This window comes from Methylorubrum sp. Q1 (assembly GCF_004683995.1).
In the GTDB taxonomy this organism is placed as follows: Bacteria; Pseudomonadota; Alphaproteobacteria; order Rhizobiales; family Beijerinckiaceae; genus Methylobacterium.
On sequence record NZ_SRHQ01000020.1, the window covers coordinates 29,924 to 56,841 of the forward strand.

The 26,918-nt window shown below is 68.8% G+C and carries 26 protein-coding genes; 9 read left to right on the forward strand and 17 right to left on the reverse strand.

From position 1 onward, the window contains the following. Window positions 1-170 precede the first annotated feature (170 nt). A complete protein-coding gene (locus E4V01_RS18300; protein WP_060768760.1) occupies window positions 171-956 on the forward strand; it encodes a lytic transglycosylase domain-containing protein in 786 nt (261 codons plus the stop codon). Between the two features lie 41 nt (window positions 957-997). Here the strand turns inward: E4V01_RS18300 and E4V01_RS18305 are convergent, their stop codons facing one another. Then, window positions 998-1,768, reverse strand: a complete 771-nt coding sequence (locus E4V01_RS18305; RefSeq protein ID WP_245517603.1) for a gamma-glutamylcyclotransferase — start codon at window positions 1,766-1,768, stop codon at window positions 998-1,000. A 44-nt stretch (window positions 1,769-1,812) separates the two neighbouring features. Then, window positions 1,813-2,205: a hypothetical protein gene (locus tag E4V01_RS18310; RefSeq protein WP_060768763.1), complete on the reverse strand. Its 393-nt coding sequence runs from the start codon at window positions 2,203-2,205 to the stop codon at window positions 1,813-1,815. A gap of 129 nt (window positions 2,206-2,334) precedes the next feature. Here E4V01_RS18310 and recO point away from each other — a divergent pair, with 129 nt between their 5' ends. Both recO and parC read left to right on the forward strand, forming a co-directional pair. After that, window positions 2,335-3,075, forward strand: a complete 741-nt coding sequence (gene recO / locus E4V01_RS18315) for a DNA repair protein RecO (protein ID WP_135299324.1) — start codon at window positions 2,335-2,337, stop codon at window positions 3,073-3,075. Between the two features lie 121 nt (window positions 3,076-3,196). After that, window positions 3,197-5,443 (forward strand): DNA topoisomerase IV subunit A, encoded by a 2,247-nt coding sequence (gene parC, locus E4V01_RS18320; RefSeq protein ID WP_060768765.1) that lies wholly within the window; start codon window positions 3,197-3,199, stop codon window positions 5,441-5,443. 64 nt (window positions 5,444-5,507) lie between these two features. On the opposite strand, the gene infA is transcribed toward parC, so the two are convergent. Then, window positions 5,508-5,783: a translation initiation factor IF-1 gene (infA, locus tag E4V01_RS18325; protein WP_003600463.1), complete on the reverse strand. Its 276-nt coding sequence runs from the start codon at window positions 5,781-5,783 to the stop codon at window positions 5,508-5,510. A gap of 316 nt (window positions 5,784-6,099) precedes the next feature. Continuing rightward, on the reverse strand, window positions 6,100-7,212 hold the full coding sequence (locus E4V01_RS18330) for a branched-chain amino acid ABC transporter substrate-binding protein (protein ID WP_135299325.1): 1,113 nt from the start codon (window positions 7,210-7,212) through the stop codon (window positions 6,100-6,102). 169 nt (window positions 7,213-7,381) lie between these two features. Between E4V01_RS18330 and E4V01_RS18335 the strand changes: the two genes are divergently transcribed. The 4 genes from E4V01_RS18335 to E4V01_RS18350 all read left to right on the forward strand — a co-directional run bounded on the left by E4V01_RS18335 (window position 7,382) and on the right by E4V01_RS18350 (window position 10,257). Then, complete coding sequence (locus E4V01_RS18335; protein WP_012452917.1) at window positions 7,382-7,705, forward strand: XdhC family protein; 324 nt, start codon at window positions 7,382-7,384, stop codon at window positions 7,703-7,705. 240 nt (window positions 7,706-7,945) lie between these two features. After that, window positions 7,946-8,662, forward strand: a complete 717-nt coding sequence (locus E4V01_RS18340) for an XdhC family protein (RefSeq protein WP_135299326.1) — start codon at window positions 7,946-7,948, stop codon at window positions 8,660-8,662. Window positions 8,663-8,666: 4 nt separating this feature from the next. Beyond that, entirely contained in the window at window positions 8,667-9,677 is a 1,011-nt protein-coding gene (locus E4V01_RS18345) for a molybdopterin-binding protein (protein WP_135299327.1), read from the forward strand. Further along, window positions 9,664-10,257, forward strand: coding sequence for an NTP transferase domain-containing protein (locus E4V01_RS18350; RefSeq protein ID WP_135299328.1), 594 nt, complete (start codon window positions 9,664-9,666; stop codon window positions 10,255-10,257). The genes E4V01_RS18345 and E4V01_RS18350 overlap by 14 nt, the downstream gene beginning before the upstream one ends. Window positions 10,258-10,355: 98 nt before the next feature. Here E4V01_RS18350 and E4V01_RS18355 read toward each other — a convergent pair whose 3' ends face one another. Both E4V01_RS18355 and E4V01_RS18360 read right to left on the reverse strand, forming a co-directional pair. Then, window positions 10,356-10,517: a DUF2256 domain-containing protein gene (locus E4V01_RS18355; RefSeq protein ID WP_012252745.1), complete on the reverse strand. Its 162-nt coding sequence runs from the start codon at window positions 10,515-10,517 to the stop codon at window positions 10,356-10,358. A gap of 109 nt (window positions 10,518-10,626) precedes the next feature. Then, the gene (locus E4V01_RS18360; protein WP_135299329.1) at window positions 10,627-11,493 is read right to left on the reverse strand and encodes a formyltransferase family protein; all 867 of its coding nucleotides are present in this window, start codon (window positions 11,491-11,493) and stop codon (window positions 10,627-10,629) included. A 166-nt stretch (window positions 11,494-11,659) separates the two neighbouring features. Here E4V01_RS18360 and E4V01_RS18365 point away from each other — a divergent pair, with 166 nt between their 5' ends. Beyond that, window positions 11,660-12,394 carry an SDR family NAD(P)-dependent oxidoreductase gene (locus E4V01_RS18365; RefSeq protein WP_060768772.1) on the forward strand — a complete coding sequence of 245 codons (735 nt, stop codon included), beginning with the start codon at window positions 11,660-11,662 and terminating at the stop codon, window positions 12,392-12,394. A gap of 56 nt (window positions 12,395-12,450) precedes the next feature. On the opposite strand, the gene bcsS is transcribed toward E4V01_RS18365, so the two are convergent. Then, complete coding sequence (gene bcsS, locus E4V01_RS18370) at window positions 12,451-13,212, reverse strand: cellulose biosynthesis protein BcsS (protein ID WP_135299330.1); 762 nt, start codon at window positions 13,210-13,212, stop codon at window positions 12,451-12,453. A gap of 251 nt (window positions 13,213-13,463) precedes the next feature. Here bcsS and E4V01_RS18375 point away from each other — a divergent pair, with 251 nt between their 5' ends. Continuing rightward, the gene (locus tag E4V01_RS18375) at window positions 13,464-14,096 is read left to right on the forward strand and encodes an exopolysaccharide biosynthesis protein (protein ID WP_256371270.1); all 633 of its coding nucleotides are present in this window, start codon (window positions 13,464-13,466) and stop codon (window positions 14,094-14,096) included. Window positions 14,097-14,288: 192 nt separating this feature from the next. Here the strand turns inward: E4V01_RS18375 and E4V01_RS18380 are convergent, their stop codons facing one another. The 10 genes from E4V01_RS18380 to nuoL all read right to left on the reverse strand — a co-directional run bounded on the left by E4V01_RS18380 (window position 14,289) and on the right by nuoL (window position 26,889). Then, on the reverse strand, window positions 14,289-14,999 hold the full coding sequence (locus E4V01_RS18380) for an ABC transporter ATP-binding protein (protein ID WP_060768774.1): 711 nt from the start codon (window positions 14,997-14,999) through the stop codon (window positions 14,289-14,291). A 15-nt stretch (window positions 15,000-15,014) separates the two neighbouring features. Beyond that, window positions 15,015-16,334 (reverse strand): lipoprotein-releasing ABC transporter permease subunit, encoded by a 1,320-nt coding sequence (locus tag E4V01_RS18385; protein WP_135299331.1) that lies wholly within the window; start codon window positions 16,332-16,334, stop codon window positions 15,015-15,017. A 12-nt stretch (window positions 16,335-16,346) separates the two neighbouring features. Then, window positions 16,347-17,672: a proline--tRNA ligase gene (gene proS / locus E4V01_RS18390; protein WP_060768776.1), complete on the reverse strand. Its 1,326-nt coding sequence runs from the start codon at window positions 17,670-17,672 to the stop codon at window positions 16,347-16,349. A gap of 474 nt (window positions 17,673-18,146) precedes the next feature. Continuing rightward, the gene (locus tag E4V01_RS18395; protein WP_193763226.1) at window positions 18,147-18,488 is read right to left on the reverse strand and encodes a DUF1467 family protein; all 342 of its coding nucleotides are present in this window, start codon (window positions 18,486-18,488) and stop codon (window positions 18,147-18,149) included. A 125-nt stretch (window positions 18,489-18,613) separates the two neighbouring features. After that, window positions 18,614-19,018, reverse strand: coding sequence for a methylmalonyl-CoA epimerase (mce, locus tag E4V01_RS18400; protein ID WP_003598176.1), 405 nt, complete (start codon window positions 19,016-19,018; stop codon window positions 18,614-18,616). Between the two features lie 149 nt (window positions 19,019-19,167). After that, on the reverse strand, window positions 19,168-20,841 hold the full coding sequence (locus E4V01_RS18405; protein WP_060768777.1) for a ribonuclease J: 1,674 nt from the start codon (window positions 20,839-20,841) through the stop codon (window positions 19,168-19,170). A gap of 19 nt (window positions 20,842-20,860) precedes the next feature. Further along, entirely contained in the window at window positions 20,861-21,751 is an 891-nt protein-coding gene (locus E4V01_RS18410; protein WP_135299333.1) for a biotin--[acetyl-CoA-carboxylase] ligase, read from the reverse strand. Between the two features lie 19 nt (window positions 21,752-21,770). Further along, window positions 21,771-23,210 (reverse strand): NADH-quinone oxidoreductase subunit NuoN, encoded by a 1,440-nt coding sequence (gene nuoN, locus E4V01_RS18415; RefSeq protein ID WP_135299334.1) that lies wholly within the window; start codon window positions 23,208-23,210, stop codon window positions 21,771-21,773. After that, a complete protein-coding gene (locus tag E4V01_RS18420) occupies window positions 23,207-24,790 on the reverse strand; it encodes an NADH-quinone oxidoreductase subunit M (protein WP_135299335.1) in 1,584 nt (527 codons plus the stop codon). Before E4V01_RS18420 ends, nuoN begins: the two co-directional genes overlap by 4 nt. After that, on the reverse strand, window positions 24,790-26,889 hold the full coding sequence (gene nuoL, locus E4V01_RS18425; protein ID WP_135299336.1) for an NADH-quinone oxidoreductase subunit L: 2,100 nt from the start codon (window positions 26,887-26,889) through the stop codon (window positions 24,790-24,792). Before nuoL ends, E4V01_RS18420 begins: the two co-directional genes overlap by 1 nt. Between the last annotated feature and the right edge of the window lie 29 nt (window positions 26,890-26,918).

Consider the following 26,918-nt stretch of genomic DNA (forward strand, 5'->3'; position numbering starts at 1 on the left):
TCGTGCCTCACCGCCGCCACAGCTCGGTGATTCTGCCAAGGTCTGGTTCGTCCGAACTCAAGGTAACGGGCGTGGGCTCCGATGATTGGGGCTCGCCCGGCGCCGCGCAACGGCCGAAGCCCTGTGATTGCCGCGGCGCCGCGTGAGGCCGCCGCCTGATGGAGTGTGGGATGACCGGACACGGATTGAGAATGGTGGCGGTTGCCGCCCTGATGGGTCTGGCCGGCACGGCGCAGGCGGCGCAGTGCGGCAACAATGCCGCCGGCTTCGAGGCCTGGAAGGACGAGTTCGCCGCCGAGGCCAAGGGCCGGGCAAGCCCGGCCTCGCTCGCGGCGCTCGCCAATACGTCCTATTCCACCGCGACCATCTCGGCCGATCGCGGCCAGAAGAGCTTCAAGCTCTCGCTCGACCAGTTCCTGGCCAAGCGCGGCGGCAACGTCATCGTCTCCCGCGGGCGCGCCCTCAAGGCGCAGAATGCGGCGCTGTTCGCCTCGATCGAGCAGCGCTACGGCGTGCCGCCGGGCCCGCTCCTGGCGATCTGGGGCATGGAGACCGGCTTCGGTGCCGTGAAGGGCAACGTCAACACCCTCTCGGCCGTGGCGACGCTCGCCTATGATTGCCGCCGCTCGGCCTACTTCACCGATCAGCTCTACGCCGCGCTCAAGCTCGTCGACAGCGGCGTGCTGACCCCCGCCACCCGCGGAGCGGCCCATGGCGAGGTCGGCCACACCCAGTTTCTCCCTAAGAACGTCCTGACCTACGGCGTCGGCGGCAGTCTCGACAGCGCGCCGGTCGCGCTGAACTCCACCGCCAACTTCCTGAAAGGTCACGGTTGGCAACGGGGCGCGGGCTACCAGCCCGGCGAGCCGAACTTCGCCGCGATCCAGGGCTGGAACGCGGCGGGCGTCTACCAGCGCGCCATCGCGCTGCTCGGCGCGCGGATCGACGGGCAGTAGTCCGCTTCGCAGTTCCGTCAGGGCGAGCGGGGCGAAGCCCTTCAGCGGCGTGCCCGATCCGGCGCGCTCGCGCCCTGGCTCGCCGACGCTCCGCCTCGCGATGACGGAGGCGAGAACGACGCGCAGGCCGCGCGCCGCTCCCGCAGGCGCTCGGCCACGAGCGCCTGGAGCGACCACAGGTGCCGGTCGTGGATGCCGAGCCGGGCGCAGGCCTCCACGGTGCGGAGCAGATATTCGGCGCTCGGGCCGAGATGCCCACAGGCCGCCGCGATCTTGTCGGCGATCTCGGCATCCGAGAGGCGGCCGGTGTAGCGGTCGCTCTGCCGGTTCACCATGAAGGTCAGCGCCGTGACCGGCCCGGCCTCCGTCTCCACCGAGACCCAGCGGCCCTCGTAGCCCTTGCCCTTCATCTCCCGCCGCCAGACCGGCATCAGAATGGCGTGCGGGTCGACATCGTCCAGGCGGAAGGCGACGCCACGGCAGAGTCCGCCCCGGTCGAGCCCGAGCACCAAGCCGGGACTCTCCGGCGTGCCGCGAAACCGCCGCTGCAGCAGGCAAAAGCGGCGATGCCAGCCCCGCAGCGTGCCGAGCCGGTGCTCGTGATAAGCGAATTCCGGGTTCCACAGCAGCGAGCCGTAGGCGAACACCCACAGGCCGCCCTCAGGCGAGGCGCGGCGCGCCAGCATCGCCGCGAGTTCGGGCGCGAGGTCGTCGTCGGAGAGAAGCGTCAGCGCATTCGGGTCGTCGGAGATGGGCTCGGAATGGGCACGGGCGATGAGGTCGAGGGAAAGCGACAGGGGACGAGGGGCCATCGGTCCGGAACGGACCATTTTTGGGGGTGTGGGCGCAACCCCCTTCAGGCCCCCGGCGAATCCAGCTCCGCAAACGGCTCGCTGCGATGCCCCTCGCAGGTCTCCTCCTCGTCGCCCAGGACGGTGAGGGCGCCGCCCTCCTCCCGCAGCACGAGCTTGGGCCGTTCCGGCTTGCCGAAGGTGCGTCCGCTCATCCGGGTTGAGACGCAGTAGAGCCGGCGCCCGCCATCCTCGAACGGGCCGGCGATTCGGCTATGCGCGAACCGCACCGGGATCAGCGAGACCGAGCCGAAGGCGACCTGACGCAGGGCCAAAGCCGCGATCCGCTCGCGGACCGTGCCGGTCGAGGCGGAGGGCGAAGGCGGGGCGGCGGTCGCGGTGCAGCCGCCGACCGCGAGAACCATCGCCAGCATCACCCCGCCGCGCCGCCCGACCATCACCGAATCACCCGTTGCGGGAAAAGCGTAGCAGTTTCGATCAGGGCGGGAAATGAATTCACCATCGCAACTCGATTTCGGCGTGCAAAGCAGTCCCGTTCCGGCATCGGAATGATTATCTCGTTCCCCATGCAATGGATCGACGATGGCCTGGTGATCGGCCTGCGCAAGCACGGCGAGACCGGAATCGTGCTCGAACTGATGACGCCGGAGCACGGGCGCCATCTCGGGCTCGTCCATGGCGGGCGCTCGCGGCGGATGCAGCCGATGCTCCAGCCCGGCAACACGCTCCGCGCGACGTGGCGGGCGCGGCTCGATGGGGCGCTCGGCTCCTATGCGGTCGAGCCGCTGACCCTGAACGCATCGCGCCTGATGGATTCCGGCCTCGCGCTCTACGGTGTCGCGCATCTCTCGGCGCTGCTGCGGCTCCTGCCGGAGCGCGATCCGCATCCGGCGCTCTACGAGGCGGCGCAGATCCTGCTCACCCATCTCGACGATCCCGAGATCGCGCCCGCGCTGATGGTGCGGTTCGAACTGGCGCTGCTGGCCGGGCTCGGCTTCGGCCTCGACCTGTCGCATTGCGCGGCCACGGGCGCCAACGACGCCCTGGTCTACGTTTCGCCCAAGAGTGGGCGCGCAGTCAGCGCCTCGGCGGGCGAGCCTTTTCGCGATCGCCTGCTGCCGCTTCCCCCCTTCCTGCGCGACCGCGACCAACCGGGCAGCGGCTGGCGCACGCCCGACGCCCACGACGTTCGGGAGGGGTTTACCTTGACGGGGTACTTCCTCGATCAGCATGTCTGGCGCCCGCGGGCGCAAGACACGCCGGAGGAACGCGCACGATTCGTCGCACTCGGCACTGGCCCGAGTTGACCGTGTTCGTGTTATGTTCTGGTACATTTCGAGAAGCGCCGTGACCCGTCAGGACGGGGAACGGTGGCGGACGCCGACGCAAGGTCGGCGCCCGGACTGAACTGACGATGTGGAGTGAGTGATGGGCCAGCCCGTCCTGCCGCCGCCGAGCGACGGCATCGAGAGCGTCGAGCTGAAGACGGCGCTGGAGGAGCGCTACTATGCCTATGCGCTCTCCACGATCATGCAGCGCGCGCTGCCCGACGCCCGCGACGGCCTGAAGCCGGTGCATCGGCGCATCCTCTACGGTATGAACCTGCTGCGCCTGAACCCGACCTCGGCGTTCAAGAAATGCGCGAAGATCGTCGGCGACGTGATGGGTGACTTCCACCCCCACGGCGACCAGGCGATCTACGACGCGCTGGTACGCCTCTCCCAGGACTTCGCCCAGCGCTACCCGCTCGTCGACGGCCAGGGGAATTTCGGCAACATCGACGGCGACGGTCCGGCGGCCTACCGCTACACCGAGGCGCGCCTCACGGAAGTCGCCCGCCTGCTGCTCGACGGGATCGAAGAGGACACGGTCGATTTCCGCGCCTCCTACAACGGCGAGAAGGAGGAGCCGATCGTCCTGCCGGCGGCCTTCCCGAATCTTCTGGCCAACGGCAGCCAGGGCATCGCGGTCGGCATGGCGACCTCGATCCCGCCGCACAACGCGGCCGAACTCTGCGACGCGGCGCTGTACCTGATTCAGAACCGCGAGGCGACGTCCGAGCAGCTCTGCACCTTCGTGCAGGGGCCGGACTTCCCCACCGGCGGCATCCTGATCGACACGCCCGAGACCATCCGCGAGGCCTACCGCACCGGCCGCGGGGGTTTTCGCGTGCGCGCCCGCTGGGCCAAGGAGGATCTCGGCCGCGGCACGTGGAACATCGTCGTCACCGAGATTCCCTACGGCGTGCCGAAGGCCCGCCTCATCGAGAAGCTCGCCGACCTGCTGCAGGAGAAGAAGCTGCCGCTGCTCGCCGACGTGCGCGACGAATCGGCGGAGGACGTGCGTGTCGTGCTGGAGCCGCGCTCGCGCTCGGTCGATCCGGTGATGCTGATGGAATCGCTGTTCCGGCTCTCGGAGCTGGAATCGCGGATCCCGCTGAACCTCAACGTGCTCGTCGGCGGCGTCGTGCCCCGCGTCATCGGTCTCGCCGAGTGTCTGCGCGAGTGGGTCGATCACCGCCGCGTCGTGCTTCAGCGCCGCTCGAGCTACCGCCTCGGCCAGATCGAGCGGCGCCTCGAAATTCTCGGCGGCCTGCTCATCGTCTATCTCGACCTCGACGAGGTGATCCGCATCATCCGCGAGGAGGACGAGCCAAAGGCCGCCCTGATGGCCCGGTTCGAACTCACCGAGGTCCAGGCCAACGCGATCCTCGACACCCGCCTGCGCTCCCTGCGCAAGCTCGAAGAGATGGAGCTGAAGCGCGAGTTCGAGGCACTGACCGCGGAGAAGGAGGGGATCGAGGGATTGCTGGCCTCCGAGAAGCTCCAATGGTCGGAGATCACCCGGCAGATCCGCGCGGTGAAGAAGACCTTCGGGCCCGAGACCAAACTCGGCCGCCGCCGCACCACGCTCGAGAACCCGCCCGACACCGCCGGCATCGACTTCACCGCCGCCATGGTCGAGCGCGAGCCGATCACGGTGATCCTGTCCGAGAAGGGCTGGATCCGGGCGCTCAAGGGGCATGTGACCGAACTGGCGGGGGTCGCTTTCAAGGGCGACGACACGCTGAAGGTCGCCTTCCTCAGTGAGACGACGGCCAAGATCCTGCTGCTCGCTTCGAACGGCAAGGTCTTCACCATCGAAGCCTCGAAGCTGCCCGGCGGGCGCGGCTTCGGCGATCCGGTGCGGCTGATGGTCGATCTCGACGACGGCACCGAGATCGTCGCGGCCCTGCCCTACAAGCCGGAGAGCAAGCTGCTCGTCGCCGGCTCGGACGGGCGCGGCTTCATCGCGCCGTCCGACGCGCTGGTCGCCAACACCCGGAAGGGCAAGGCGATCCTCGGCCTCGACGAGGGGACGCGCGCGGTGCTGCTGGTGCCGGCCGAGGGCGACCACGTCGCCGTCTGCTCATCCGACAAGCTGATGCTGGTCTTCCCGGCCTCTGAAGTCACGGAACTCGGCCGCGGCAAGGGCGTGCGCCTGCAACGCTGCCGCCAGAGCCAGCTTGCGGATGCCTGCGTCTTCACACTGGCGGAGGGCCTGCCCTGGCGCGATGGCTCGGGTCAGGCGCGGCTCGCCAATGCGGGCATGCTGGAGAAGTGGATGGGCCACCGGTCCGATGCCGGCACGCTGATGACCCGCAGCTTCCCGAAATTCGAGCGGTTCGGGAAGTAGTGTTTGGGACTTTCGGGCGGTGCCCTGTAGGGCGCCGCTCGGCAGCGTGATGGGTCCGAGGCCGTTAGCGGCGACGGAACTGCTGGCCGCCGCGCTGGGGCGGACGGGGACCGGAGCGCTCGTCCTTGTGACGGAACACGAGGCGTCCCTTCTCAAGGTCGTAGGGGGACATCTCGACGGTGACGCGGTCGCCGGCCAGGGTCTTGATGCGGTTCTTCTTCATCTTGCCGGCCGTGTAGGCGACGATCTCGTGACCCTGATCGAGCTGCACGCGGTAGCGCGCGTCCGGCAGGATCTCGACGACCAAGCCGTCGAACTGCATCAATTCCTCTTTTGCCATACATCTATCTCCGGCCGGGCTGCCTGCACGGGGCGCTCCGGCAAAATCAAAAATCGGTCTATCGTGCGAAACGCGCGGCGCTGCGGGTCCGATCCGCTCGGGACGAGAGGCGTCAGCGATGCCGGGCGTCGGGTGCCTTTCGCGAAACTCCCGGATCGGGGAGTCCTCCCTCCGGCCGGACAAGCGGCACGACGGGTGTTTCGCGAAGGGCACCAATCCTGCGACTTAAGCGTCGGACGCGGTTTGTGCAAGAATATCCGCCACGCAAGGTCCGCTTAACCTCAATGCCGGGTGGAATCATGCGGTCTCCGCCGGCTCATGGCGTGACGTCGTTGCCGGCAAAGTCGAGGCGCCCGTCGGGAAGCCGGCGCCATGCGGTGACCGAGAACGGCGGCTTCACGAGATCGCCGCCTGCGTCGAACGCCACCTCGCCGAGCACCGTCCGCAGGGGGGCGCCGCCATGCAGGAAGGCCGCGACCTTGGCCGGCTCGACCGAGCGCGCGCCCTCGATCCCCTGCCGCACGACCTCGACCGCCGCGTAGGCCGGGCCTGCGAACATCTCGACCTCCGCACTCCGCGGCGTCCTGGCGCCCCTCGGCTCGGGCAGGCGGGCGGGCGCGGGCGCCACCGTCATCAGCGTGCCCTCGGCGCCGGGAACCTGCGAAAAGTCCCTGTCGAGCAGCCCGTCGCTGCCGATCACCTGCGTCGACAGGCCGGCCTCGCGCATCGCGCGGATCAGGGCTCCGGCCGGGGCCGACAGGCCGCCGAAATAGATCGCCTCGATCCCGAGCGCCCGCAGCTTGGCGACAAGCGCCGCGACCTCGCGGTCGTCGCGGGAGACGCCCTCGAACAGGCGTTCCCCCCCGCCGCGGGCTTTGAGGGCGCGCGCGGCCTCGTCGGCGAGCCCGCGACCGAAGCTGGTCTTGTCGTGGACGATGGCGACCGGCTTGCCGCGGAACCGCTCGGCGAGCAGCGTGCCGCCGAGCGCGCCCTGCTGCGCGTCGCTGCCCGCGAGGCGGAACAGCAGGCCGGCGCCGCGGCGGGTCAGGGGCGCCCAGGTCGCGCCGGGCGTGACCGAGACGATGCCGGCCTCCTCGTAGACCGAACTCGCCGCGGCGGCGGCGCCCGAGGTCAGCGGGCCGATGACGAAGCGCACGCCGCTGCCGGCGAACTTGCGCGCGACCGACACCGCCTGTTTCGGGTCGGCGCCGTCGTCCTGCACCACGAGTTGGAGCTTGCGCCCCATCACCCCGCCGGTGCGGTTGATCTCGGCAACCGCCTGCTCGGCGCCGAGCCGCGCACCCTGGCCGAACCCGGCATCCGGCCCGCTCAACGGCGCGGCAAGCCCGATCTTCAGCGGCTCGGCGGCGCCGACGGGAGCCGCGAACGTCAGGGCGAGAATGGTTGCCAACGCGCTCCGCTTCGACACACCAAACTCCCGTCCGGCCACTGGAAAATCCCCGGACCTTGATGAAGTCCGCCCGATGGCGTTGCAAGCGCCACGGTTGGCCGCATTGCGGAACGGGCGGGCAGACCTACCTCTCCCATGACGGGACGGTCGGGGGCGGCGGAACCGGTATTGTCAGGACGTGAACCCCATGCTCTCCACCGAGGACGACATCCTGCGCGCCGCCGAGGGCTGGCGACGCGAGGGCCGCGCGGTCGCGCTCGCCACCGTGATCGAGACCTGGGGCTCGGCGCCGCGCCCGGTCGGCAGCCATCTCGTCATCGACGGCGACAGCCGCTTCCTCGGCTCGGTCTCCGGTGGCTGCGTCGAGGGCGAGGTCATCACCGAGGCGCTCGACGTGATCGAGGACGGGCGCCCGCGCACCCTGGAATTCGGCGTCGCCGACGAGACCGCGTGGCGGGCCGGCCTCTCCTGCGGCGGCCGCATCCGCGTCTTCGTCGAACGCATCGACTGAGCCACAGGCGCCCGTGCCAATCCCACCCGCCGCCTCATCCTGAGGTGCCGCAGCGAAGCGGAGGCCTCGAAGGATCCTCCAGAGTCCTCGCGATCCCTGGAGGATCCTTCGAGGCCGCTTCGCGGCACCTCAGGATGAGGACGTGAGTTGGAGCGAAGGTCGCGTGGCTCCGCCGGTTCTTCGAGCCAAAACCCGACTTGGCCTGCCTCCGACTTGCTCTATCGCTTTCCCGAGACCCCCATGCGCCTCGACACTCTGTCGGCCCTCAACGCGGAGCGCGCAGCGCGCCGCCCGGCCCTGATCGTCACCGATCCCGAGGACGGCGGCCAGCGCCTCGTGCGCGCTGCCGAGATCGACGACGACCCGCTCGGCCCCCTGCTGCGCGAGCGCCTGCGCAGCGGTCGCAGCGGCCTCGGCGAGGGGCCCGACGGGCACCCGGTCTTCGTCGCCGTCCACGCCCCGCCGGTGCGCTTCGTCGTCGTCGGCGCCGTGCACATCTCCCAGGCCCTGGTGCCGCTCGCGAGCCAGCTCGGCCTCGACCTCACGGTGATCGATCCGCGCACGGCCTTCGCCAGCCCGGAGCGGTTTCCCGGCGTGCGCCTGATCGCCGAATGGCCGGACGAGGCGCTTCGCGACATCGGGCCGCTCGACGCCTACACGGCTTTGGCCGCGCTGACCCACGATCCGAAGATCGACGACCCCGCCCTCGTCGCGGCCCTGCGGGCGGACTGCGCCTATATCGGCGCGCTGGGCTCGCGGAAGACCCATGCCCGGCGCGTCGAGCGGCTGAAGGAGGCGGGGTTCGACGAGGCAACGATCGGCCGGATCCATGCGCCGATCGGGCTCGACATCGGCGCCGTCTCGCCCGCCGAGATCGCGCTGTCGATCCTCGCCCAGGTCGTCGCGACCCTGCGCCAGGACCGCATCAAGACCCCCGACGCGGCGGTGGGACGCTGAGCCCATGCAGTTCGGACCCGTCGCGACCCGCGACAGTGCGGGGCTCATCGCCGCCCATACCGTGCGCGCCGAGGGCGCCAGCCTGAAAAAGGGCCGGCCGATCCCCGCCGAGGAGGCCTTGCGGCTCGCCGAATCCGGAATTCCCGAGATCCTGGCCGTCCGGCTCGATCCCGGCGATGTCGGCGAGGACGCGGCGGCGGCTCGCCTCGCCCAGCATCTCGCCGGGGCGGGCCTGCGCGCGGAGGCTCCGTTCACCGGGCGCTGCAATCTCTTCGCCGAGGCCGCGGGCTTGTTCGTGGTCGAGCCGGCCGGCATCGACGCGGTCAACGCCGTTGACGAGGCGATCACGGTGGCGACCCTGCCGGCCTTCCGGCCGGTGGCCACGGGCGAGATGGTCGCGACGGTAAAGATCATTCCCTACGCGGTCGCCGCCGCGCCGCTGGAGCGGGCGCTCGCCGCCACCGACACGCCGCCGATGCGGCTTGCCCCTTATCGTCTCCAGCGTGTCGGCGTGGTCTCGACGCTGCTGCCCGGCCTGAAGGCCGCGACCGTCGCCAAGACCCTGCGCGTGCTCGCCGAGCGGCTGGCGCCGACGGGTGCGCGGATCATCGCCGAGACCCGCGTACGGCACGAGGCCGGCGCGGTCGCGGGCGCCATTGCCGGGGCGGTGGCGGAGGGGGCGGAACTGGTCGTGGTGTTCGGCGCCTCGGCCATCGCCGACCGGCGCGACGTGATCCCGGCCGGGCTGGAGGCGGCGGGCGGCCGGGTCGAGCAGTTCGGCATGCCGGTCGATCCCGGCAACCTGCTGCTGCTCGGCGCCCTCGGCACCGTGCCGGTGATCGGCGCACCGGGCTGCGCCCGCTCGCCCAAGGAGAACGGCTTCGACTTCGTCCTGCACCGCCTCCTCGCGGGCCTCCCCGTGACGCGGGCCGACATCGTGCGCCTCGGCGTCGGCGGCCTGCTCACCGAGATCCCCCTGCGCGGCCAGCCGAGATCGGGCAGTGACGGTGTCTGAGCCGCGCATCGGCGCGGTGATCCTCGCCGCCGGCCTCGGCTCCCGCTTCGGGCAGGCCGCGAAGATGCTCGCGCCCTATGCCGGCGAGCCGATGGTGCGCCGCGCCGCCGAAGCGGCTCTGGCCTCGTGCGCCGGGCCTGTCGTCGCGGTGCTCGGCGCGCATGCCGCGGCAGTGCGGGCCACCCTCGCCGGGCTCGACCTGATGCTGGTCGAGAATCCCGATCCCGCCGGCGGCCTCTCGGCCTCGCTACGGCTCGGCCTCGCCGCCTTGCCGCCGGAAACCGAGGCGGCGGTGGTGCTGCTTGGCGACATGCCGCGGATCGGGCCGGTTCATATCGATGCGCTGATCGCGGCCTATACCGGCGCGACGCCGCGCCCCTCCGCCGTGGTCCCGATGAGCGGCGGGCGCCGCGGCAATCCGGTGCTGCTCGACCTCGCCCGCCTCGGTGCCGACCTCGCGGCACTGACCGGCGACCACGGCGCGGGGCCGATCCTGAAGCGGCGCGGCGACGTGCTGGAACTGCCGGCCGATCCGGCGGTCACCTTCGATGTCGACACCCCGGGGGCACTGCGGGGCTGAGTGTCTCTCACAAAACTCCCGCCGCGCTGTCATCGCCAGAACGAGAACGGTCGGGGACCGGGGGATTTGTGAGGCACTCCAAATCCTCAGCCCTTCCTTCAACTCTTGCGCGCCTCGCGCTTCGCCTCCGTCCGGCAGCGGTCGGAGCAGTAACGCACCTCGTCCCAGACCCGCTCCCACTTCTTGCGCCACGCGAAGGGGCGGCCGCACTGAGCGCACATCTTTTGAGGGAGATCGCCCTTACGACGCATCGGCGGCATTGGCTGGAGCATCGTCCCGAAAGGTGGCCACCGGCTTTTTCGAAAAAGACGATGCAAAAACAAAAGGCGAGAGCCTCGTCCTGGATCCATCTAGGACGAGGCTCCACATCTAGCGCCCGATCTGCCCGGCCTCGTTGAGCGGCACCTGGCTCCAGCGGGTGAACTGCACGTAGCCGTCGCGGGCGGCCACCACGACCTGGCGGCGGTAGCGGTGCACCACGGTGCCGGGGGCGTGGCGGTGGGCCTCCTGCCAGCCGTCGGCGGCGGCGACGAAGATGCGGGCGTTGCCGAGCCGGGCGATGGTCTCGATCGTGCCGAAGGCGCGCACGCGGCGCAGCACTTCGGCGACGTCCTTGTGGAAGTCGAGGGTGCGGTCGGCGTCGTTCACCCGCGGCCAGTAGGAGCCGTCACCCTGCGGCTCCGCCTTGCGCCAGCGCTCGGCCAGATCCTTCCCGATCGGCCCGAGGGCGAGGCGGCGGGCCGCCATCTGGCACTTGGTGAGCAGCGTCTCGTGAGTCTCGCCGCTGTCAACGAGGAAGATGTCCTGGGCGAGGATATCGCCGGTGTCGAAGCCCTGCTCGGCGAGCACGTGGGCGGTGACGCCCCAGCTCTCGTAGCCATCGAGAACCGCCTTGAAGAGCGGGTAGGGCCCCCGCCCCGTCGGCAGCGGCGAGGGGTGGAGGTTCAAGGCGTAGCGCACCCGCCCGTGCCAGCCCCGCACCAGCCAGGGATAGCCGGAGACGACGAGCACCACGTCGCGGCCGTGCTCGTGGGCGAGTTGCTCGATGTTGTCGGGCAGCAATCGCGAGAGCTGGATCGGGATGCGGTGGCGCCGGGCCTGGGCCACCACGACCTCGTTGTGATCGTAGATGCCGTCACAGGGCCGGGTGAACAGCTTCACCGGCGTCCAGCCGGCTTCGATCAGCCCGTCGAACACACCGCCGAGGAAGTCGATGCCGGCAAAGGCGAATTTCATGGGCAGAGACGTCCCGTTTCCTGGTCGCCCTGCGACGTTCGGCGCAGGTCTGCGGCGGCTTTGATCGGCTCCACGCCGACCGGCTCCGCCTTAGCTAGTGGATTTCAGGCATGGGTGAAATCTTCGCGCAAAATCGTCGGGCGGACGCCGCGCGACAGGGGGCTTCATGGAACGAGTCGTGATCTACGGCGGAACCGGCGGCATCGGCCTGGCCACGGCGCGGGCCCTGCGCGAACGGGGCGCGGCCCTCCACCTCGTCGGCCGCGATCCGGAGCGTCTGGAGCGGGCGGCCTCCGAACTCGGCGAGACCGGCTTCACCGCGGGCGACGTCACCGATCCGGCCCTGTTTCCGCGCGTCGCCTCGGAGGCGGGCTCGCGCCTCGGAGGCCTCGTCTACGCGGTCGGCACGATCCAGCTCGCGCCTTTGGCCAAGCTCGACCCGGCGCGCATCGAGATGGATTTCCGCATCAACGCGCTCGGCGCCTTTCTGGCGGTGCAGGCGGCGGCTCCCGCGCTCAAGGCCGGAGCGGGAGAGGCAAGCGCGGGCGTGGTGCTGTTCTCCACCGTCGCCGTCGCGCAGGGGTTCTCGCACCATGCCTCGGTCGCCATGGCCAAGGGGGCGGTGGAGGGGCTCGCCCTCTCGCTGGCGGCGGAACTCGCCCCCGCGATCCGGGTGAACGTGGTCGCCCCCTCGCTGACCCGTACGCCGCTCGCCGAGACCATCACCCGCAACGCGACGCTGGCCTCCGGCATCGCGTCGATGCACGCGCTCCAGCGCCTCGGCGAGCCCGAGGATGTCGCCGCACTCGCCGCCTTCCTCGTCGGACCGGAGGCGGGCTACGTCACGGGGCAGGTGATCGGTGTCGATGGCGGGCGTTCCTCGCTGCGTACCAAGGGGTAAGCCACCCTCGGGCGTCCTCCCGAACGGTGGCGGCGGCTTTCGGAAAAGTCGATGCCCTAAAGCGCGCTCCAGATCGCGAGGGAGACGTAGGGGTTCCACTGGTCGAGCGGCGTCTCGATCTGGCCTCCGGCGGAGAGGCGGAAGCGGTAGCCGCCCATCGCGTAGTCGGTGACATGCAGCCCGACGCACCATTTCCGGTAATCGGTCCGGTCGCCGTAGACGGCCGCCTCCGGGCCGAGATACGCGCCGAACAGCGCGGTACCCCAGGACAAGCGGGCATAGGCGTCGCCGCGGGCAGAGCCGAGGATCACCGTCGCGGTCGTCAGGGTCGTTGCGGTCGGTCGCGCCCAGACCTCGCCGTGCAGGCGAAAACCCGCCCGCAGGGGGAGCGCCTGCACGAAGCCGGGGCCGGACAGCGCCTCCCAGGAGGCTTCCGGGCCGGCGAAAACCGTCACGGCTCCCCATTCCCGGATGAACTGGTAGCCGCCGAGGGCCGCCCCGAGGGCGGTGATGCGCATCAGGACCGGCGTGCCGCCTCCGCCTTCCAGCCGCACGCCACCCCCGGCCGTCACCAAGGCGACGGGGCCATCACGGTCGAACCGATCGAAGACGAGCTTCGCTCCGGCTGCGGAAAACGTGGAAGCGCCGGCTTCCATGCTGCCGAACAGGACGGTCCGAAGGGTCGCGTCGTCAGCGCGGGCCGGGTCACAGGCGAGGATAACGGCCGGGGCGAGAACAGCGAGGGCGCGACGGCATGGCGCCCGCCGGGAGGGAGCCGGGTGGCGCAAACCATCATGGGAGGATGCGCGTTTCGACATTGGAGGTCGCGCAGAAGTCGGCGGAACGACCAATGATTGTCACAGCAAACCGCCGTGGTTAAGAGAAATTTACAACTTAAGATAAGTCATCGGTGCGGAGTTACCTGAGATAAAGATGATGGCAGTCGCGACAACCTGAGCATGGAAAGGCTCCGTGTGGCACGGCACGCGCGCACCGGTCGGAGCGCTTGGCGGATGGTCCGGGTTGGGCTAGAGCCGCGCTTACCGAAAAATCCAACGGCCGAGCCGGTTTGTCCTCCGCTGCGCGCACTTCCGACGTTCTCACCATGCTTGCGAGCCAGGAGAGCGAGCGTCTGACCGTCGGCGACATCATCGCCGTGCTGCGGGATCGCGCCTTCGCGCTGCTCGTGGTTCTGCTCGGGCTGCCCAACTGCCTGCCGATGCCGCCGCCGATCCCGCTGGTCTGCGGTCTGGTCCTGCTCGTCATCGCCATTCAGATCGTGGCCGGCATGTCCGCCCCATGGCTGCCGCGTCGGCTGCTCGATCAGTCGATCGCCCGCGAAACGGTGGCGAAGGCGGTGAAGCGGGCGGTACCCCTGCTGCGCCGGCTGGAGCGCTGGTCGCGCCCGCGCCTGAGCGTGTTCGACGGTGCCGTCGGCATGCGCGGCATGGGCGTGCTGATCCTGGCGCTGGCGCTAGCGCTGATCGTGGCCCCGCCCTTCTTCGGCCAGATCCCGCTCGGGCTCGCGGTCTCGCTGATCGGCCTCGGACTGGTGGAGCGCGACGGGTTCGTGGTGCTGATCGGCCTGTTGATCGGTGGCGTCGGCGTCGGGATCTCGATCGGCTTCGTCTACACCCTGTTCGCCAGCATCATGGGCGCCTTCGCCTGGCTCTCGCAGGCGATCCCCGGCCTCGGGCTGTAGCACCTCCACAGGCGGCCGACCCACCCCTTTTCCTGAACGGGACTGCTTTGCCGGCAGAGGCTGCGCGCCTTCGATCGGGGCGCCGGCCGCTCGTCGCGACCTGCGAGCGTCAGCGAGACGATGAGTGCGGAGGCACGGGGCGAATCGCCGGAAACGGGATCGCGTCCGCTGCGCTGACGCTTTCGAAGTCCCCTATCCCAACTGCTCGATCATCCCGTCGCGGATCGTCACGCGGCGGTCCATGCGGGCGGCAAGATCCATGTTGTGGGTCGCGATCAGCGCCGCGAGGCCGGAAGCGCGCACGAGCTGGAGCAGGATGCTGAAGACCCGCCCGGCGGTCTGGGGGTCGAGGTTGCCGGTCGGCTCGTCGGCGAGCAGCAGGCGAGGCCCGTTGGCGACCGCGCGGGCGATGGCGACGCGCTGCTGCTCGCCGCCCGATAGTTCGGCCGGGCGATGCGGCAGCCGCTCCTTCAGGCCGAGGAAGCCGAGGAGTTCGGCGGCGCGCGCCTCCGCCTCCTTGCGGGCCAGCCCGCGGATGAGCTGCGGCAGCACCACGTTCTCCAGCGCCGAGAATTCCGGCAGCAGATGGTGGAACTGGTAGACGAAGCCCATCTCCTCGCGCCGAAGGCGGGTCCGCTCGCCATCCGACATGCCGGCCGTGGGCTGGCCGCCGATATAGACCTCGCCGCCGTCCGGCCGCTCCAGGAGGCCGGCGACGTGGAGCAGGGTCGATTTGCCCGCGCCCGAGGGCGCGACCAAGGCGACCAACTCGCCCGGCCAGATCGCGAGATCGGTGCCGCGCAGAATTTCGAGCGTCCCCTCGCCCTGGTGGTAGCGGCGCTGGACGCCGGCGAAGAACAGGGCCGGCACGGGCTGGGCGCCGCCGGCATTCGTCTGAGCCATATCGGGGGCGTTCCGTCAGCCGTAGCGCAGGGCCTGCACCGGATCGAGCCGGGCGGCGCGCCAGGAGGGATAGAGGGTCGCCGCCAGCGACAGCAGCACCGAGGTGATCACGATGATGACGACCTCGCTCGTGTTCATCTCGGCCGGGATCTCAGCGAGGAAGCGCACGGTCGGGTCCCAGGCGGTGGGAAACAGGGTGCGCTGGATCGGCTTGATGTTGAGGGTGAACAACACCCCGCCGATCAGACCGATCGCCGTGCCGACGAGGCCGATCAGTGCCCCGTTGATGAGGAAGACCCGCATGATCGTGCCTGGCGTCGCCCCCATGGTGCGCAGGATCGCGATGTCCGAGGACTTGTCGCGCACGAGCAGGATGAGCCCTGAGATGATGTTGAGGGTCGCCACGATGACGATGAGGTTGAGGATCAGGAACATCACGTTCCGCTCCACCTCCAGCGCCCCGAAGAAGGTGCGGTTGGTCTGGCGCCAATCGGTCAGCAGCACCGGGCGTTCGGCCGCCATTTCCAGAGGCTCGCGCATCTCGCCCACCGCGTCGGCGTTGTCGAGATAGATCTCGATCACGCTGACATCGCCGTCGCGGTTGAAGAAGGCCTGCGCCTCCGTCAGCGGCATGAAGGCCATGGTGGTGTCGAAATCGGTCACGCCGATCTCGAAGATCGCCTTGACGGCGTAGGTCTTGGTGCGCGGGGCGGTGCCGAACGGCGTGCTCGCGCCCTTCGGCGTCGAGAGCGTCACCTGATCGCCCGCCTGGAGGCCGAGAGCGTCGGCAAGCCGCTTGCCGAGCGCCACCCCCTGGCCGTCGTCGAAGTTTTCGAGCGTCCCGCCCTTGATCGCACCGGAGACGGCGGGGATCTTCGGCAGGTCGGCCTCGCGCACGCCGCGCACCAGCACGCCGGAGCCGCCATAGGGCGACGAGGCGAAGGCCTGCCCCTGCACCATCGGCACCACGGCGCGCACGCCCGCGACCTTTTCCAGCCGGTCGGAGAGATCGACGTAGTCGGTGAACAGCCGGTCGATCGGCGCGGCGAAGACGTGGCCGTTGAGCCCGATGATCTTGGAGCGCAGTTCCGAGCGGAAGCCGTTCATCACCGAGAGCACGATGATGAGGGTGGCGACGCCGACCGCGATGCCGAGGACGGAGAACAGGGCCACCACCGAGACGCCGCCGCCCCGGCGACGCGCCCGTAGGTAGCGGCCGGCGATGATCCACTCGAACCCCGCGAAGGGCGGCGTGGAGGCGCTCGCACGGGCGTTCTTCAGCCGTGCGAGGACGCCCTTCAAGGAGACACCGGCCTTACCCAACGCAAGCGCCATCGCGGCCGGTCCTCAGAGGCGCCGGATGCGAGCGGGGAGATCGACGGGATCGAGGGTCTCGCGCTCCCCGCTGGCGCGGCGCTTCAGCTCGATCTTGCCCTCGGCCAGACCCTTCGGGCCCACGATCACCTGCCAGGGCAGGCCGATCAGGTCGGCGGTGGCGAACTTGGCGCCCGGCCGCTCGTCGCGGTCGTCGTAGAGGACCGACAGGCCCGCCGTCTCCAAGGCCGCCTGGATCTCGGCGCAGGCCGTATCGCAGGCGCCATCCCCGACCTTGAGGTTGATCAGCGCCACGTCGAAGGGGGCGACCGCGTCCGGCCAGATGATGCCGGCCTCGTCGTGGCTCGCCTCGATGGTCGCCGCCACGAGCCGGCTCGGGCCGATGCCGTAGGAACCCATATGGACCGGCCGCTCGGTTCCGTCGGGACCGGTGACGACCGCCTTCATCGGGGTCGAGTACTTGGTGCCGAAATAGAAGATATGGCCGACCTCGATGCCGCGGGCGGAGAGACGCGAGGCCTCCGGCACCTCGGCGAAGACCGCCTCGTCGTGCATCTCGTCGGTGGCGGCGTAGTGCGACGTCCAGGCATCGACCACACCCTGCAGCCCGGCCACGTCGTCGAAATCGACGGACGGGGGCGGCACCGGCATGTCGAGATAGGCTTGGTCGCAGAAGACCTCGCTCTCACCGGTCTTGGCCAGGATGATGAACTCGTGGCTGAGGTCGCCGCCGATGGGGCCGGTATCGGCGCGCATCGGGATCGCCCGGAGGCCGAGGGCCTCGAAGGTGCGGAGATAGGCGACGAACATTTTGTTGTAGGAGTGGCGCGCCCCCGCCTGATCGAGATCGAAGGAATAGGCGTCCTTCATCAGGAATTCGCGCGAGCGCATGGTGCCGAAACGCGGGCGCACCTCGTCGCGGAACTTCCAAGAGATCTGGTAGAGGTTCTTCGGCAGATCCTTGTAGGAGCGAGTGCTGGCCCGGAAGATCTCGGTGACGACCTCTTCCGCAGTCGGCCCGTAGAGCAATTCGCGCTCGTGGCGGTCCTTCAGGCGCAGCATCTCCTTGCCGTAGGCCTCGTAGCGGCCGGATTCGCGCCAGAGGTCGGCGGCCTGGATCGTCGGCATCAGGATCTCGATGGCGCCCGCACGGTCCTGCTCGGCGCGGATGACGTCGCAGATCTTGTTGAGGACGCGCAGTCCCAGCGGCAGCCACGCATAGATGCCGGCCGCCTCCTGGCGGATCATGCCGGCGCGCAGCATCAGGCGGTGCGAAACGATCTCCGCTTCCTTCGGCGTCTCGCGCAGGATCGGCAGGAAGTAGCGGGAGAGACGCATCGTTCGACCTTGGAAGCGGGCGGGCGCAGCCGGAGAGGAGCTAGGCCAGCGTGCGGAGGCACACAACACATTGCCCCAGCAAAACACAAGCGCCCTGCGAACACAGGGTCGGCCGGCAATGCGGCGGAACGAAGCCGGCGAAGCAACGGCGGGCAGCGTTCTCGATGACCGGTGGAGGCCGCTTGACGCTTCGTTTGCAAAAAAGCGCTGCGAACCGTCTCTCGCCTGATGACAAAGGGAATTGTTCTTCCTATAAGCAGCGCCGTGATGGTCGCAGCCCACGAGGCAGCGCACGGTCCGGGTCTTGGGAGGAACAATCAGCCAACGCGCCGCAAGCAATGCGCGACATAAATCAGGCTGAAAAATACTTCGGTTATCCAAAGCAAGGCCTCGTGCCTTGCTTTTTGTTTTTGGGCTAAGCCTCGTCTTCGGCGCAGCGACCGTCTACTCCGGAGGCGGAGCGCCCGGGCGCCCTTACAGACGGGCGAGCGGGAAGATCAGCAGCGCCGCGAAGAACGCGACGGCGGCCAGAAGCGTCGTCAGCAACGCCTTCTCACGCAGGCGCGGGCTCGCGGGCGCTCCCGGATCCTGGCCCGGCACCAGCCGCTGCGGATCGGCCTCGGCGGCATTGCCGAGCGGCAGGATCGCGAACAGGAAAGTCCACCACAGCACGAAGTAGAGCGCCAGCGCGCCGAACACCGTCAGGTCGAACCCCTTCACGGCCACCGTCGCGAACAACGCGGTCAGCGCTGTCACGGTCAGAAGGGTCAGCGGGGTCGAAGCGGTCAGGGTGCGAAGGGACAAGCGGGTCATCATTTTCAAACGTCATGAAACGGCCGGTCCGGCGCCCGACCGATCGATGCTCTAGGCTCTTGTTTTCGCATCATCTTTTTTCCGAAAGCCGGCAACCACCTTTCGGGACGATGCTCTAAGACCGTCCCTCAGACCTGCTCCAGCTCCACCAGCGTTCCCAGGAAGTCCTTGGGGTGGAGGAAGATCACCGGCTTGCCATGGGCGCCGATCCTCGGCTCGCCGGTGCCGAGCACGCGGGCTCCGGCCGCCTTCATCTGGTCGCGGGCAGCGATGATGTCCTCGACCTCGTAGCAGACATGGTGGATGCCGCCGGCCGGGTTCTTGTCGACGAAGCCCTGGATGGTCGAGTTCTCACCGAGCGGCGACATCAGCTCGACCTTGCTGTTGGGCAGTTCCACGAACACCACCGTCACGCCGTGCTCCGGCTGCGGCAGCGGCTCGGTCACCTTGGCGCCGAGCGTGTCGCGGTAGACCGCCGTCGCCGCATCGAGATCCTTCACCGCGATGGCGACGTGATTGAGCCGTCCGATCATTGCTGCCTCCCTCACCGTTGTCTCGAACGTCACGCCCGGCCATCCGCGCCGGGCTTGATGGATGCGATCCCGCGCGCCTCTCGCTCCGGAAAGGTCGCGCTTTCCGGCGGCTCGCGCCCGCTCGCCATGGCGATGCGGGCGCGACGCGATCACACCTCCACCACCTGCACGTGGCAGGCGGGCTTCTTGCCCCAGGCCTCGTTGACGGCGGAGCGCACGGCGCGATCGACCGCGTTCTCGACGGCCTCCGAATCCTTCATCTTGCCGCGCGGCAGACCGTTGAGGGTGCGGTTGACCGTATCGACCACGGTGTCGAGCAGCGGCTCGCCGCTCCGGCCGCGATTGGGCAGGCCCATGATGTCGACCGCCGGATCGCCGATCACCTCGCCGCGCTCGTCGATGGCGATGGCCACCGAGACGATGCCGGTCTGCGAGAGCTTGCGCCGCTCCGGGATCGCCCGGTCCTTGGAGTCGATGAGGACGTTGCCGTCCTTGTAGAGCCGCCCGGCGCGGACGTGCTCGACCACCTCCGGCTTGCCCGGAGCGAGGCGGACCACCGCGCCGTTGCGGGCCTTCACCACCGACTCGACGCCCTGCGAACGGGCAAAGCGGGCATGCTCGTCGAGATGCAGCGCCTCGCCGTGCACCGGAACGACCGCCTTCGGCCGCGTCCAGGAATACATCGTCACCATCTCCTCGCGGCGGGGATGGCCGGAGACGTGGACGAGTTCGGTGCGGTCGGTGATGACCTCGATGCCGTCCTCGATCAGGTCGTTGATGATGGAGCCGACATCGCGCTCGTTGCCGGGGATGGCGCGCGACGAGAAGATCACCCGGTCGCCAGCCGTGAGCGAGATCGCCGGATGGTCGTGGCGCGAGACCCGCGACATCGCCGCCCGCGGCTCACCCTGCGAGCCGGTGAGCAGGCAGACCACCTTGTCGCGCGGGATGTGGGAGTAGGACTCGGCCGAGAGGAAGTCCGGCAGCCCGTCGAGGTAGCCGCATTCGCGGGCGACATCGATCACCCGGTCCATGGCGCGGCCGACGGCGATCACCTGACGCCCGCAGGCCTGTGCCGCTTCCGCCACGGCACGGATACGCGCGACGTTGGAGGCGAAGGTCGTCACCGCCACGCGGTGGGGCGCGTTCTCGATCAGCTTGCGCAGGGTCGCGGAAACCTCGGACTCGCTCGGCGAGCGGCCCTCGCGCAGGACGTTGGTGGAGTCGCAGATGAGGGCGAGGATGCCCTCGTCGCCCAAAGCCGTGAACGCCTCCGGTGACGTCGAGTCGCCGGCCACCGGGGTGTCGTCGAGCTTCCAGTCGCCGGTATGAAGCACGAGGCCGTGCTCGGTGCGGATCGCCACCGCATTCGATTCCGGGATCGAGTGAGCCACCGGCACGAACTCGATCTCGAACGGCCCGACGGTCACCCGACGGCCCGGCTTGATCTCGCGCAGATCCACCTTCGGCGCGCCGGGCTCGGAGAGCCGGCGGGTCTCGAGCAGGTTCTTGGCGAACCGCGTGGCGTAGACCGGCGCCTTGATGCGCGGCCACAACTCGGAGATCGCGCCGATATGGTCCTCGTGCGCGTGGGTGATGAAGATCGCGAGAAGGTCCTTCTTGCGCTCCTCGATGAAGGTGAGATCGGGGAACATCAGGTCGATGCCGGGCAATCCCTCTTCGCCGGCAAAGCCCATTCCGCAATCGACCATGATCCATTTGCGCTGCTTCTCGGGTCCGATCCCGTAGAGGCCCGCATTCATGCCGATCTCGCCCACGCCGCCGAGCGGCACGAAGACGAGTTCGTCCTGCCGTGTCGTCATCTTGTTCGTCTATCCAGTCTCAGGCCGCCGTCGCGGCACTTCCGAAATGCACCTCGCCCGCCGTCACGGTTCGTCGGGTTCCGTCCGGGGCGAGGATCACGAGCCGCCCCCCCTCGTCGATCGTTTCAAAGATGCCCGTCAGCGTAGCCTCGGCCATGCGAACCGACACGGGGGCGCCTACCCCCGCCGCGCGCTCCAGCCACCGCCGCCGGATATTCGAGAATCCGCGCCCCTTGTTCCAGATCCGGACGGCTTCGACAAACCGTTCCGACAGGAATTCGAGCAGCATCGGCGCATCCGCCGCGGAAAAAGCCGCAAGTGCCGCCGCCGGATAGGGCAAACCGTCCGGCGTCGCCGCGACGTTGACGCCAAAACCGACCACGACCGCCCGTCGCCCGCCGGGCAGCGTCTCGGCCTCGAGCAGGATGCCGGCCAGCTTTTTGCCGTCCGCAAGGACGTCGTTGGGCCATTTCAGATGGATGGCGGACGAGGCAGGAGCAAGACCGTGCGGCGCTCGTGCATCGCCGCCCCCCATCGGTGGGGAGAGGTCTTCGGCCGCCCCGTCGTCGCGAACCTCGCCCTGCAAGGAGGGCGAGGGATTCGAACGACAGGCATCACGGATCGCCTCGACCAGCGCCACGCCGGCAACGAAGCCCAGAGTCGCGACCATCTCCGGCGCCACGCCGGCCACCGGCATCAGCAGGCTCGCGGCGAGGTTGCCCTCCGGAGAGGTCCAGGCGTTGCCGCGCCGGCCGCGGCCCGCCTCCTGGCGATGGGTCGCAACCCAGAGCGGGCCCGTCTCGCCGCCATGGGCGAGGCGCATCGCCTCGCTATTGGTCGAGTCGAGCCGTTCGTGGCTGTGGAGCCGATGTCCCTCGGACCGGGCCGCCTGACTCAGCCGGAACTGTATCCGCCTCAGAACAGCGACCTCAGAACAGCGACTTGGCAGCGTCGCCGGCCGCCGCGACCAGCGGGGCCGGAACGAGGAAGAACAGCACCACGACCGCGCTCGACACGCCGAGCACGATGGCCGAGCCCGGCGGGATCCGCTCGTAGGGCGCCTTGGCCTCGTCGAAGTACATCACCTTGACGAGGCGCAGGTAGTAGAAGGCGCCGACGACCGAGGTCACCACGCCGACAACGGCGAGCGTCACGAGGCCGGCCTTGATGGCGGCGGCGAAAACGTAGAACTTCGCGAAGAACCCGGCGAGCGGCGGGATGCCGGCGAGCGAGAACATCATCGCGGCAAGGCAGAATGCCAGCCACGGATGGGTGCGCGAGAGGCCCGAGAGATCGTCGATCGTCTCGAACATCTGGTCCTTGCGGCGCATGGAGAGCAGCACCGCGAAGGCGCCGAGCGTCATCGCGAGATAGATGATCATGTAGATCACCACGCCGCGGATGCCCTCCTCAGAGCCCGCGGCGAGGCCGATTAGGGCGTAGCCGATATTGCCGATGGAGGAATAGGCCATCAGGCGTTTGATGTTGCGCTGGCCGATCGCGGCAAACGAGCCGAGCGCCATCGAGGCGATCGAGACGAAGATGATGATCTGCTGCCAGACCGCCGTCATGTCGGGGAAGGCGCCGATGAAGACGCGCACCGTCATCGCCATGGCGGCGATCTTCGGCGCGGAGCCGAAGAAGGCGGTGACCGGCGTCGGCGAGCCCTCGTAGACGTCCGGCGTCCACATATGGAACGGCACGGCGGCGAGCTTGAAGGCGACGCCGGCGGCCACGAACACGATGCCGAGCACGATGCCGAAGCTCGACGGGCCGTCGAGCGCGGTGACGATGCCGGGGAAGGAGACCGTGCCGGTGAAGCCGTAGACCAGCGAGGCGCCGTAGAGCAGCATGCCCGACGAGAGCGCGCCCAGCACGAAGTATTTCAGGCCTGCTTCCGTGGACTTCACGTCGTCGCGGTGGAAGGCGGCGATGACGTAGGCGGCGAGCGATTGCAGTTCGAGCCCGAGATAGAGCGAGATCAGGTCGTTGGCCGAGGCCATCACCAGCATGCCGATGGTGCAGAGCACGATCAGGATCGGGTACTCGAACCGGTCGATGCGCTCGCGCTGGAAGTAGTCCCGCGAGAGCAGGATGGTCGCCGCCGAGCCGATCAGGATCAACGCCTTCATGATCCGCGCGAACGGATCGGCGATGAAGGCACCGTTCAGCGTCGTCACGCTGCCCGACTGGGAAACGACGAGGAAGAAGGTGAAGATCAGCAGGATCAGCGCGCCGACATTGACGCCCTCGGACGAGCGCTCGCCGCGCCACGCGCCGTAGAGCACGAGCAGCAGAGCGCCGACGCTCAGGACGATCTCCGGCAGGACCGGCGTGATCGCCGGCAGGACGGACTGGATCGGGGTCATCGCGCGGCGGCCTCGACGGTTTTCTGGGACTCGAGGGCAGCCGTCTTCTCCGCAGCGGCGGATTTTGCGGCCTTGGCGGCGGCCTCGGCGGTCTGCGTGTTGGCGAGCGCCCCGCGCATGTTCTGCACCAGCGCCTCCGTGGCCGGCGCGAAGGTGTCGAGCACGGGCGCCGGGTGTACGCCGTACCAGATCGTCAGCGCGACGAGCGGCGCGATGATGATCTTCTCGCGGGTGTCGAGGTCGAGGATGCCCTGGAGGTTGGGCTTGTCGAGCTTCCCGTAGATCACCCGGGCGTAGAGCCACAGCGCGTAGCCCGCCGAGAGGATGATGCCGAAGACCGAGAAGAAGGCGACCGTCGGGTTGGCCTTGAAGGCCCCCATCATCGCCAGGAACTCGCCGACGAAGCCCGACGTGCCCGGCAGGCCGACATTGGCCATGGTGAAGACCATCATCGCGGCCGCGTAGAGCGGCATCCGCTTCACGAGGCCGCCATAGGCCGCGATCTCGCGGGTATGCATCCGGTCGTAGACGACGCCGACGCAGAGGAAGAGCGCACCCGAGACGATACCGTGCGAGATCATCAGGAACAGCGCGCCCTGGATGCCCTGCTCGTTCAGCGTGAACAGGCCGAGCGTCACGAAGCCCATATGCGCCACCGACGAGTAGGCGATCAGCTTCTTGATGTCGGTCTGCATCATCGCGGTGAGCGAGGTGAAGATGATCGCGATCACCGACAGCGCGAAGACGAGGGGCGCGAACTCAGCGCTCGCATCCGGCAGCATCGGCAGCGAAATCCGGATGAAGCCGTAGCCACCCATCTTCAGCAGGATGCCCGCCAGGATCACCGAGCCCGCGGTCGGCGCCTCGACGTGGGCGTCGGGGAGCCAAGTGTGGACCGGCCACATCGGCATCTTCACCGCGAAGGAGGCGAAGAAGGCGAGCCAGAGCCAGGTTTGCATGTGCACGGGGAAGCGGTGCGCCAGCAGCGTCGGGATGTCGGTGGTGCCGGCCTCCCAGTACATCGCCATGATGGCGAGCAGCATCAGCACCGAGCCGAGCAGGGTGTAGAGGAAGAACTTGAAGCTGGCGTAGATGCGCCGCTTGCCGCCCCAGATGCCGATGATGAGAAACATCGGGATCAGGCCTGCCTCGAAGAACAGGTAGAACAGCACGAGATCGAGGGCGCAGAACACGCCGATCATCGTCGTCTCGAGGACGAGGAAGGCGACGAAGTACTCCTTCACCCGGTTCTCGACGGACAGCCACGATGCGCCGATGCAGAACGGCATCAGGAAGGTCGTGAGCAGAATCAGCGGCATCGAGAAGCCGTCGACGCCGAGCTTGAACCGGATCGTCTCGGCGAGCCACGCATGGCTCTCGACGAGCTGGAAGCTCGGGGAGGCGATGTCGTAACGGGCCCAGGCGGCGAGCGAGAGCAGGAAGGTGACGATCGTCGTGATCAGCGCGGCCCAGCGGGCGTTGCGCTTCACGGCCGCCGTCTCCTCACCCAGCGTCAGGATGAAGGCGGCGCCCGCGAGCGGGACGATCAGAAGCCCGGAGAGAATGCCGAGGCCGAGCATCAGTGGGTCCCCCCAGGCACGCCGGAGACGAGGTACCACGTGATCAGGCCGGCGACCCCGACGAGCATCACGAAGGCGTAGTGGTAGACGTAGCCGGTCTGGAGGCGGACCACGCCGCGGGTGATGTCCACCACCCGGGCCGAAATACCGTCGGGGCCGAGGCCGTCGATGACCCGCCCGTCGCCCTCCTTCCAGAGGAACAGGCCGAAGTTCTTGGCCGGACGGACGAAGATCCGGTCGTAGATCTCGTCGAAGTACCACTTGTTGAGCAGGAAGCGGTACAGGATCGGCTGCGACTCCGCGAGGCGATGCGGCAGATCGGGCCGGCGCAAGTACATCCAGAAGGCCAGCAGGAAGCCGAGCACCAGCATCACGAAGGGCGAGGCGGCGACCCAGCCCGGCGCGTCGTGGATCTTGTGCATGATGTCGTTGCCGGACCCGTGCGGGAGCGCGTTGCCCCAGAACTTGTCCATGTCGTGCCCGATGAAGCGCTCCTTGAAGATCAGGCCGGCGAACAGGGCGCCGAAGGCCAGGATCGCCAGCGGGATCGTCATCACGAGCGGGCTCTCGTGCGGCGTGAGGGGTGCGTGGTCGTGATGCTCGACCGCGCTGTGCGAAGCGGGCTCGACGTCGTGGCCGTGATCGTCGTGGGCGACGCCCTCGTGGTGCCCCGGCGCGCCGTCGGCTTCATGGGCGGAGGCCGCGTGGGAGTGCCCGGCGTGATCGTCATGGCCGTGGGCGCCGTGCGCCACCCAGCGCTGCGGTCCCTCGAAGGTGAGGAAGAACAGGCGCCAGGAGTAGAACGAGGTCATCAGCGCGGCGATCACGGTGGCGAGGAACGCCAGCACGTGGCCCGGGCGGTCGGACATGTAGGCCGCCTCGATGATCGCGTCCTTTGAATAGTAGCCTGAGGTGAAGGGGAAGCCGATCAGCGCGATCGTGCCGATCGTCATCATCGCCGTGGTGAAGGGGATGTAGCGGCGCAGGCCGCCCATGTTCCGCATGTCCTGCTCGTGATGCATCGCGTGGATGACCGAGCCGGCGCCGAGGAACAGCAGCGCCTTGAAGAAGGCGTGGGTGAAGAGGTGGAACACGCCCGTGGCGTAGGCGCCGACGCCGAGGCCGACGAACATGTAGCCGAGCTGCGAGCAGGTCGAGTAGGCGATGACCCGCTTGATGTCGTTCTGCACGAGGCCGACGGTGGCCGCGAAGAAAGCGGTGATGCCGCCGATGACGGTGACGACGGTGAGCGCGGTCGGGGCCAGTTCGAAGAGCGGCGACAGGCGCGCGACCATGAAGACGCCGGCCGTCACCATGGTGGCGGCGTGGATCAGCGCCGAGACCGGGGTCGGGCCCTCCATCGCGTCGGGGAGCCAGGTGTGCAGCAGGAACTGCGCCGACTTGCCCATGGCGCCCATGAACAGGAGCAGGCAGGCGAGCGTCAGGGCGTGCCACTCATGGCCGAGGAAGTGGAAGGTCGCGTCCTTCAGCTCCGGCGCCTTGGCGAAGATCGCGTCGAACCCGACCGAGCCGGTCAGGACGAAGACGAGGAAGATGCCGAGCGAGAAGCCGAAATCGCCGACGCGGTTGACGATGAAGGCCTTCATCGCGGCGGCGTTGGCCGAGGGCTTCTCGTACCAGAAGCCGATCAGCAGGTAGGAGGCGAGGCCGACGCCTTCCCAGCCGAAGAACATCTGCACGAGGTTGTCGGCCGTCACCAGCATCAGCATGGCGAAGGTGAACAGCGACAGGTAGGCGAAGAAGCGCGGCCGGTGCGGATCCTCGTGCATGTAGCCGATGGAGTAGAGGTGCACGAGGGTCGAGACCGAGGTCACGACCACCAGCATCACCGCGGTGAGCGTATCGACCTTGAAGGCCCAATCGACCACGAGGTCGCCGGCGGTGAACCACTGGGCGACGGGCACGGTCTCGGCGCGGCCGTCGCCGGTGACGAGGAAGAAGGCGCCCCAGGACAGCAGGGCCGCGAAGGCGAGGCAGCCCGTCGTCACGAGTTCGCTCATCCGCGCGCCGATCAGCCGGCCGAACAGGCCGGCGATCAGGGCGCCAATCAGCGGGAAGAAGACGATCGCGTGATACATGGGTCGGTCGTGCCTCGCAGCAGGCGGAC

Excerpts from the sequence above, each read along its gene's own strand:
- E4V01_RS18385 (WP_135299331.1), bottom strand. The coding sequence starts at position 16,334 with ATGGCGCTTGCGTTGGGTAAGGCCGGTGTCTCCTTGAAGGGCGTCCTC.
- E4V01_RS18345 (WP_135299327.1), top strand. The coding sequence starts at position 8,667 with ATGCAGTTCGGACCCGTCGCGACCCGCGACAGTGCGGGGCTCATCGCC.
- proS (WP_060768776.1), bottom strand. The coding sequence starts at position 17,672 with ATGCGTCTCTCCCGCTACTTCCTGCCGATCCTGCGCGAGACGCCGAAG.
- E4V01_RS18305 (WP_245517603.1), bottom strand. The coding sequence starts at position 1,768 with ATGGCCCCTCGTCCCCTGTCGCTTTCCCTCGACCTCATCGCCCGTGCC.
- nuoL (WP_135299336.1), bottom strand. The coding sequence starts at position 26,889 with ATGTATCACGCGATCGTCTTCTTCCCGCTGATTGGCGCCCTGATCGCC.
- parC (WP_060768765.1), top strand. The coding sequence starts at position 3,197 with ATGGGCCAGCCCGTCCTGCCGCCGCCGAGCGACGGCATCGAGAGCGTC.
- E4V01_RS18360 (WP_135299329.1), bottom strand. The coding sequence starts at position 11,493 with ATGAAATTCGCCTTTGCCGGCATCGACTTCCTCGGCGGTGTGTTCGAC.
- bcsS (WP_135299330.1), bottom strand. The coding sequence starts at position 13,212 with ATGTCGAAACGCGCATCCTCCCATGATGGTTTGCGCCACCCGGCTCCC.
- E4V01_RS18420 (WP_135299335.1), bottom strand. The coding sequence starts at position 24,790 with ATGCTCGGCCTCGGCATTCTCTCCGGGCTTCTGATCGTCCCGCTCGCG.
- infA (WP_003600463.1), bottom strand. The coding sequence starts at position 5,783 with ATGGCAAAAGAGGAATTGATGCAGTTCGACGGCTTGGTCGTCGAGATC.
- E4V01_RS18300 (WP_060768760.1), top strand. The coding sequence starts at position 171 with ATGACCGGACACGGATTGAGAATGGTGGCGGTTGCCGCCCTGATGGGT.
- E4V01_RS18335 (WP_012452917.1), top strand. The coding sequence starts at position 7,382 with ATGCTCTCCACCGAGGACGACATCCTGCGCGCCGCCGAGGGCTGGCGA.
- E4V01_RS18395 (WP_193763226.1), bottom strand. The coding sequence starts at position 18,488 with ATGATGACCCGCTTGTCCCTTCGCACCCTGACCGCTTCGACCCCGCTG.
- mce (WP_003598176.1), bottom strand. The coding sequence starts at position 19,018 with ATGATCGGACGGCTCAATCACGTCGCCATCGCGGTGAAGGATCTCGAT.
- E4V01_RS18340 (WP_135299326.1), top strand. The coding sequence starts at position 7,946 with ATGCGCCTCGACACTCTGTCGGCCCTCAACGCGGAGCGCGCAGCGCGC.
- E4V01_RS18310 (WP_060768763.1), bottom strand. The coding sequence starts at position 2,205 with ATGGTCGGGCGGCGCGGCGGGGTGATGCTGGCGATGGTTCTCGCGGTC.
- E4V01_RS18405 (WP_060768777.1), bottom strand. The coding sequence starts at position 20,841 with ATGACGACACGGCAGGACGAACTCGTCTTCGTGCCGCTCGGCGGCGTG.
- nuoN (WP_135299334.1), bottom strand. The coding sequence starts at position 23,210 with ATGACCCCGATCCAGTCCGTCCTGCCGGCGATCACGCCGGTCCTGCCG.
- E4V01_RS18365 (WP_060768772.1), top strand. The coding sequence starts at position 11,660 with ATGGAACGAGTCGTGATCTACGGCGGAACCGGCGGCATCGGCCTGGCC.
- E4V01_RS18355 (WP_012252745.1), bottom strand. The coding sequence starts at position 10,517 with ATGCCGCCGATGCGTCGTAAGGGCGATCTCCCTCAAAAGATGTGCGCT.
- E4V01_RS18380 (WP_060768774.1), bottom strand. The coding sequence starts at position 14,999 with ATGGCTCAGACGAATGCCGGCGGCGCCCAGCCCGTGCCGGCCCTGTTC.
- recO (WP_135299324.1), top strand. The coding sequence starts at position 2,335 with ATGCAATGGATCGACGATGGCCTGGTGATCGGCCTGCGCAAGCACGGC.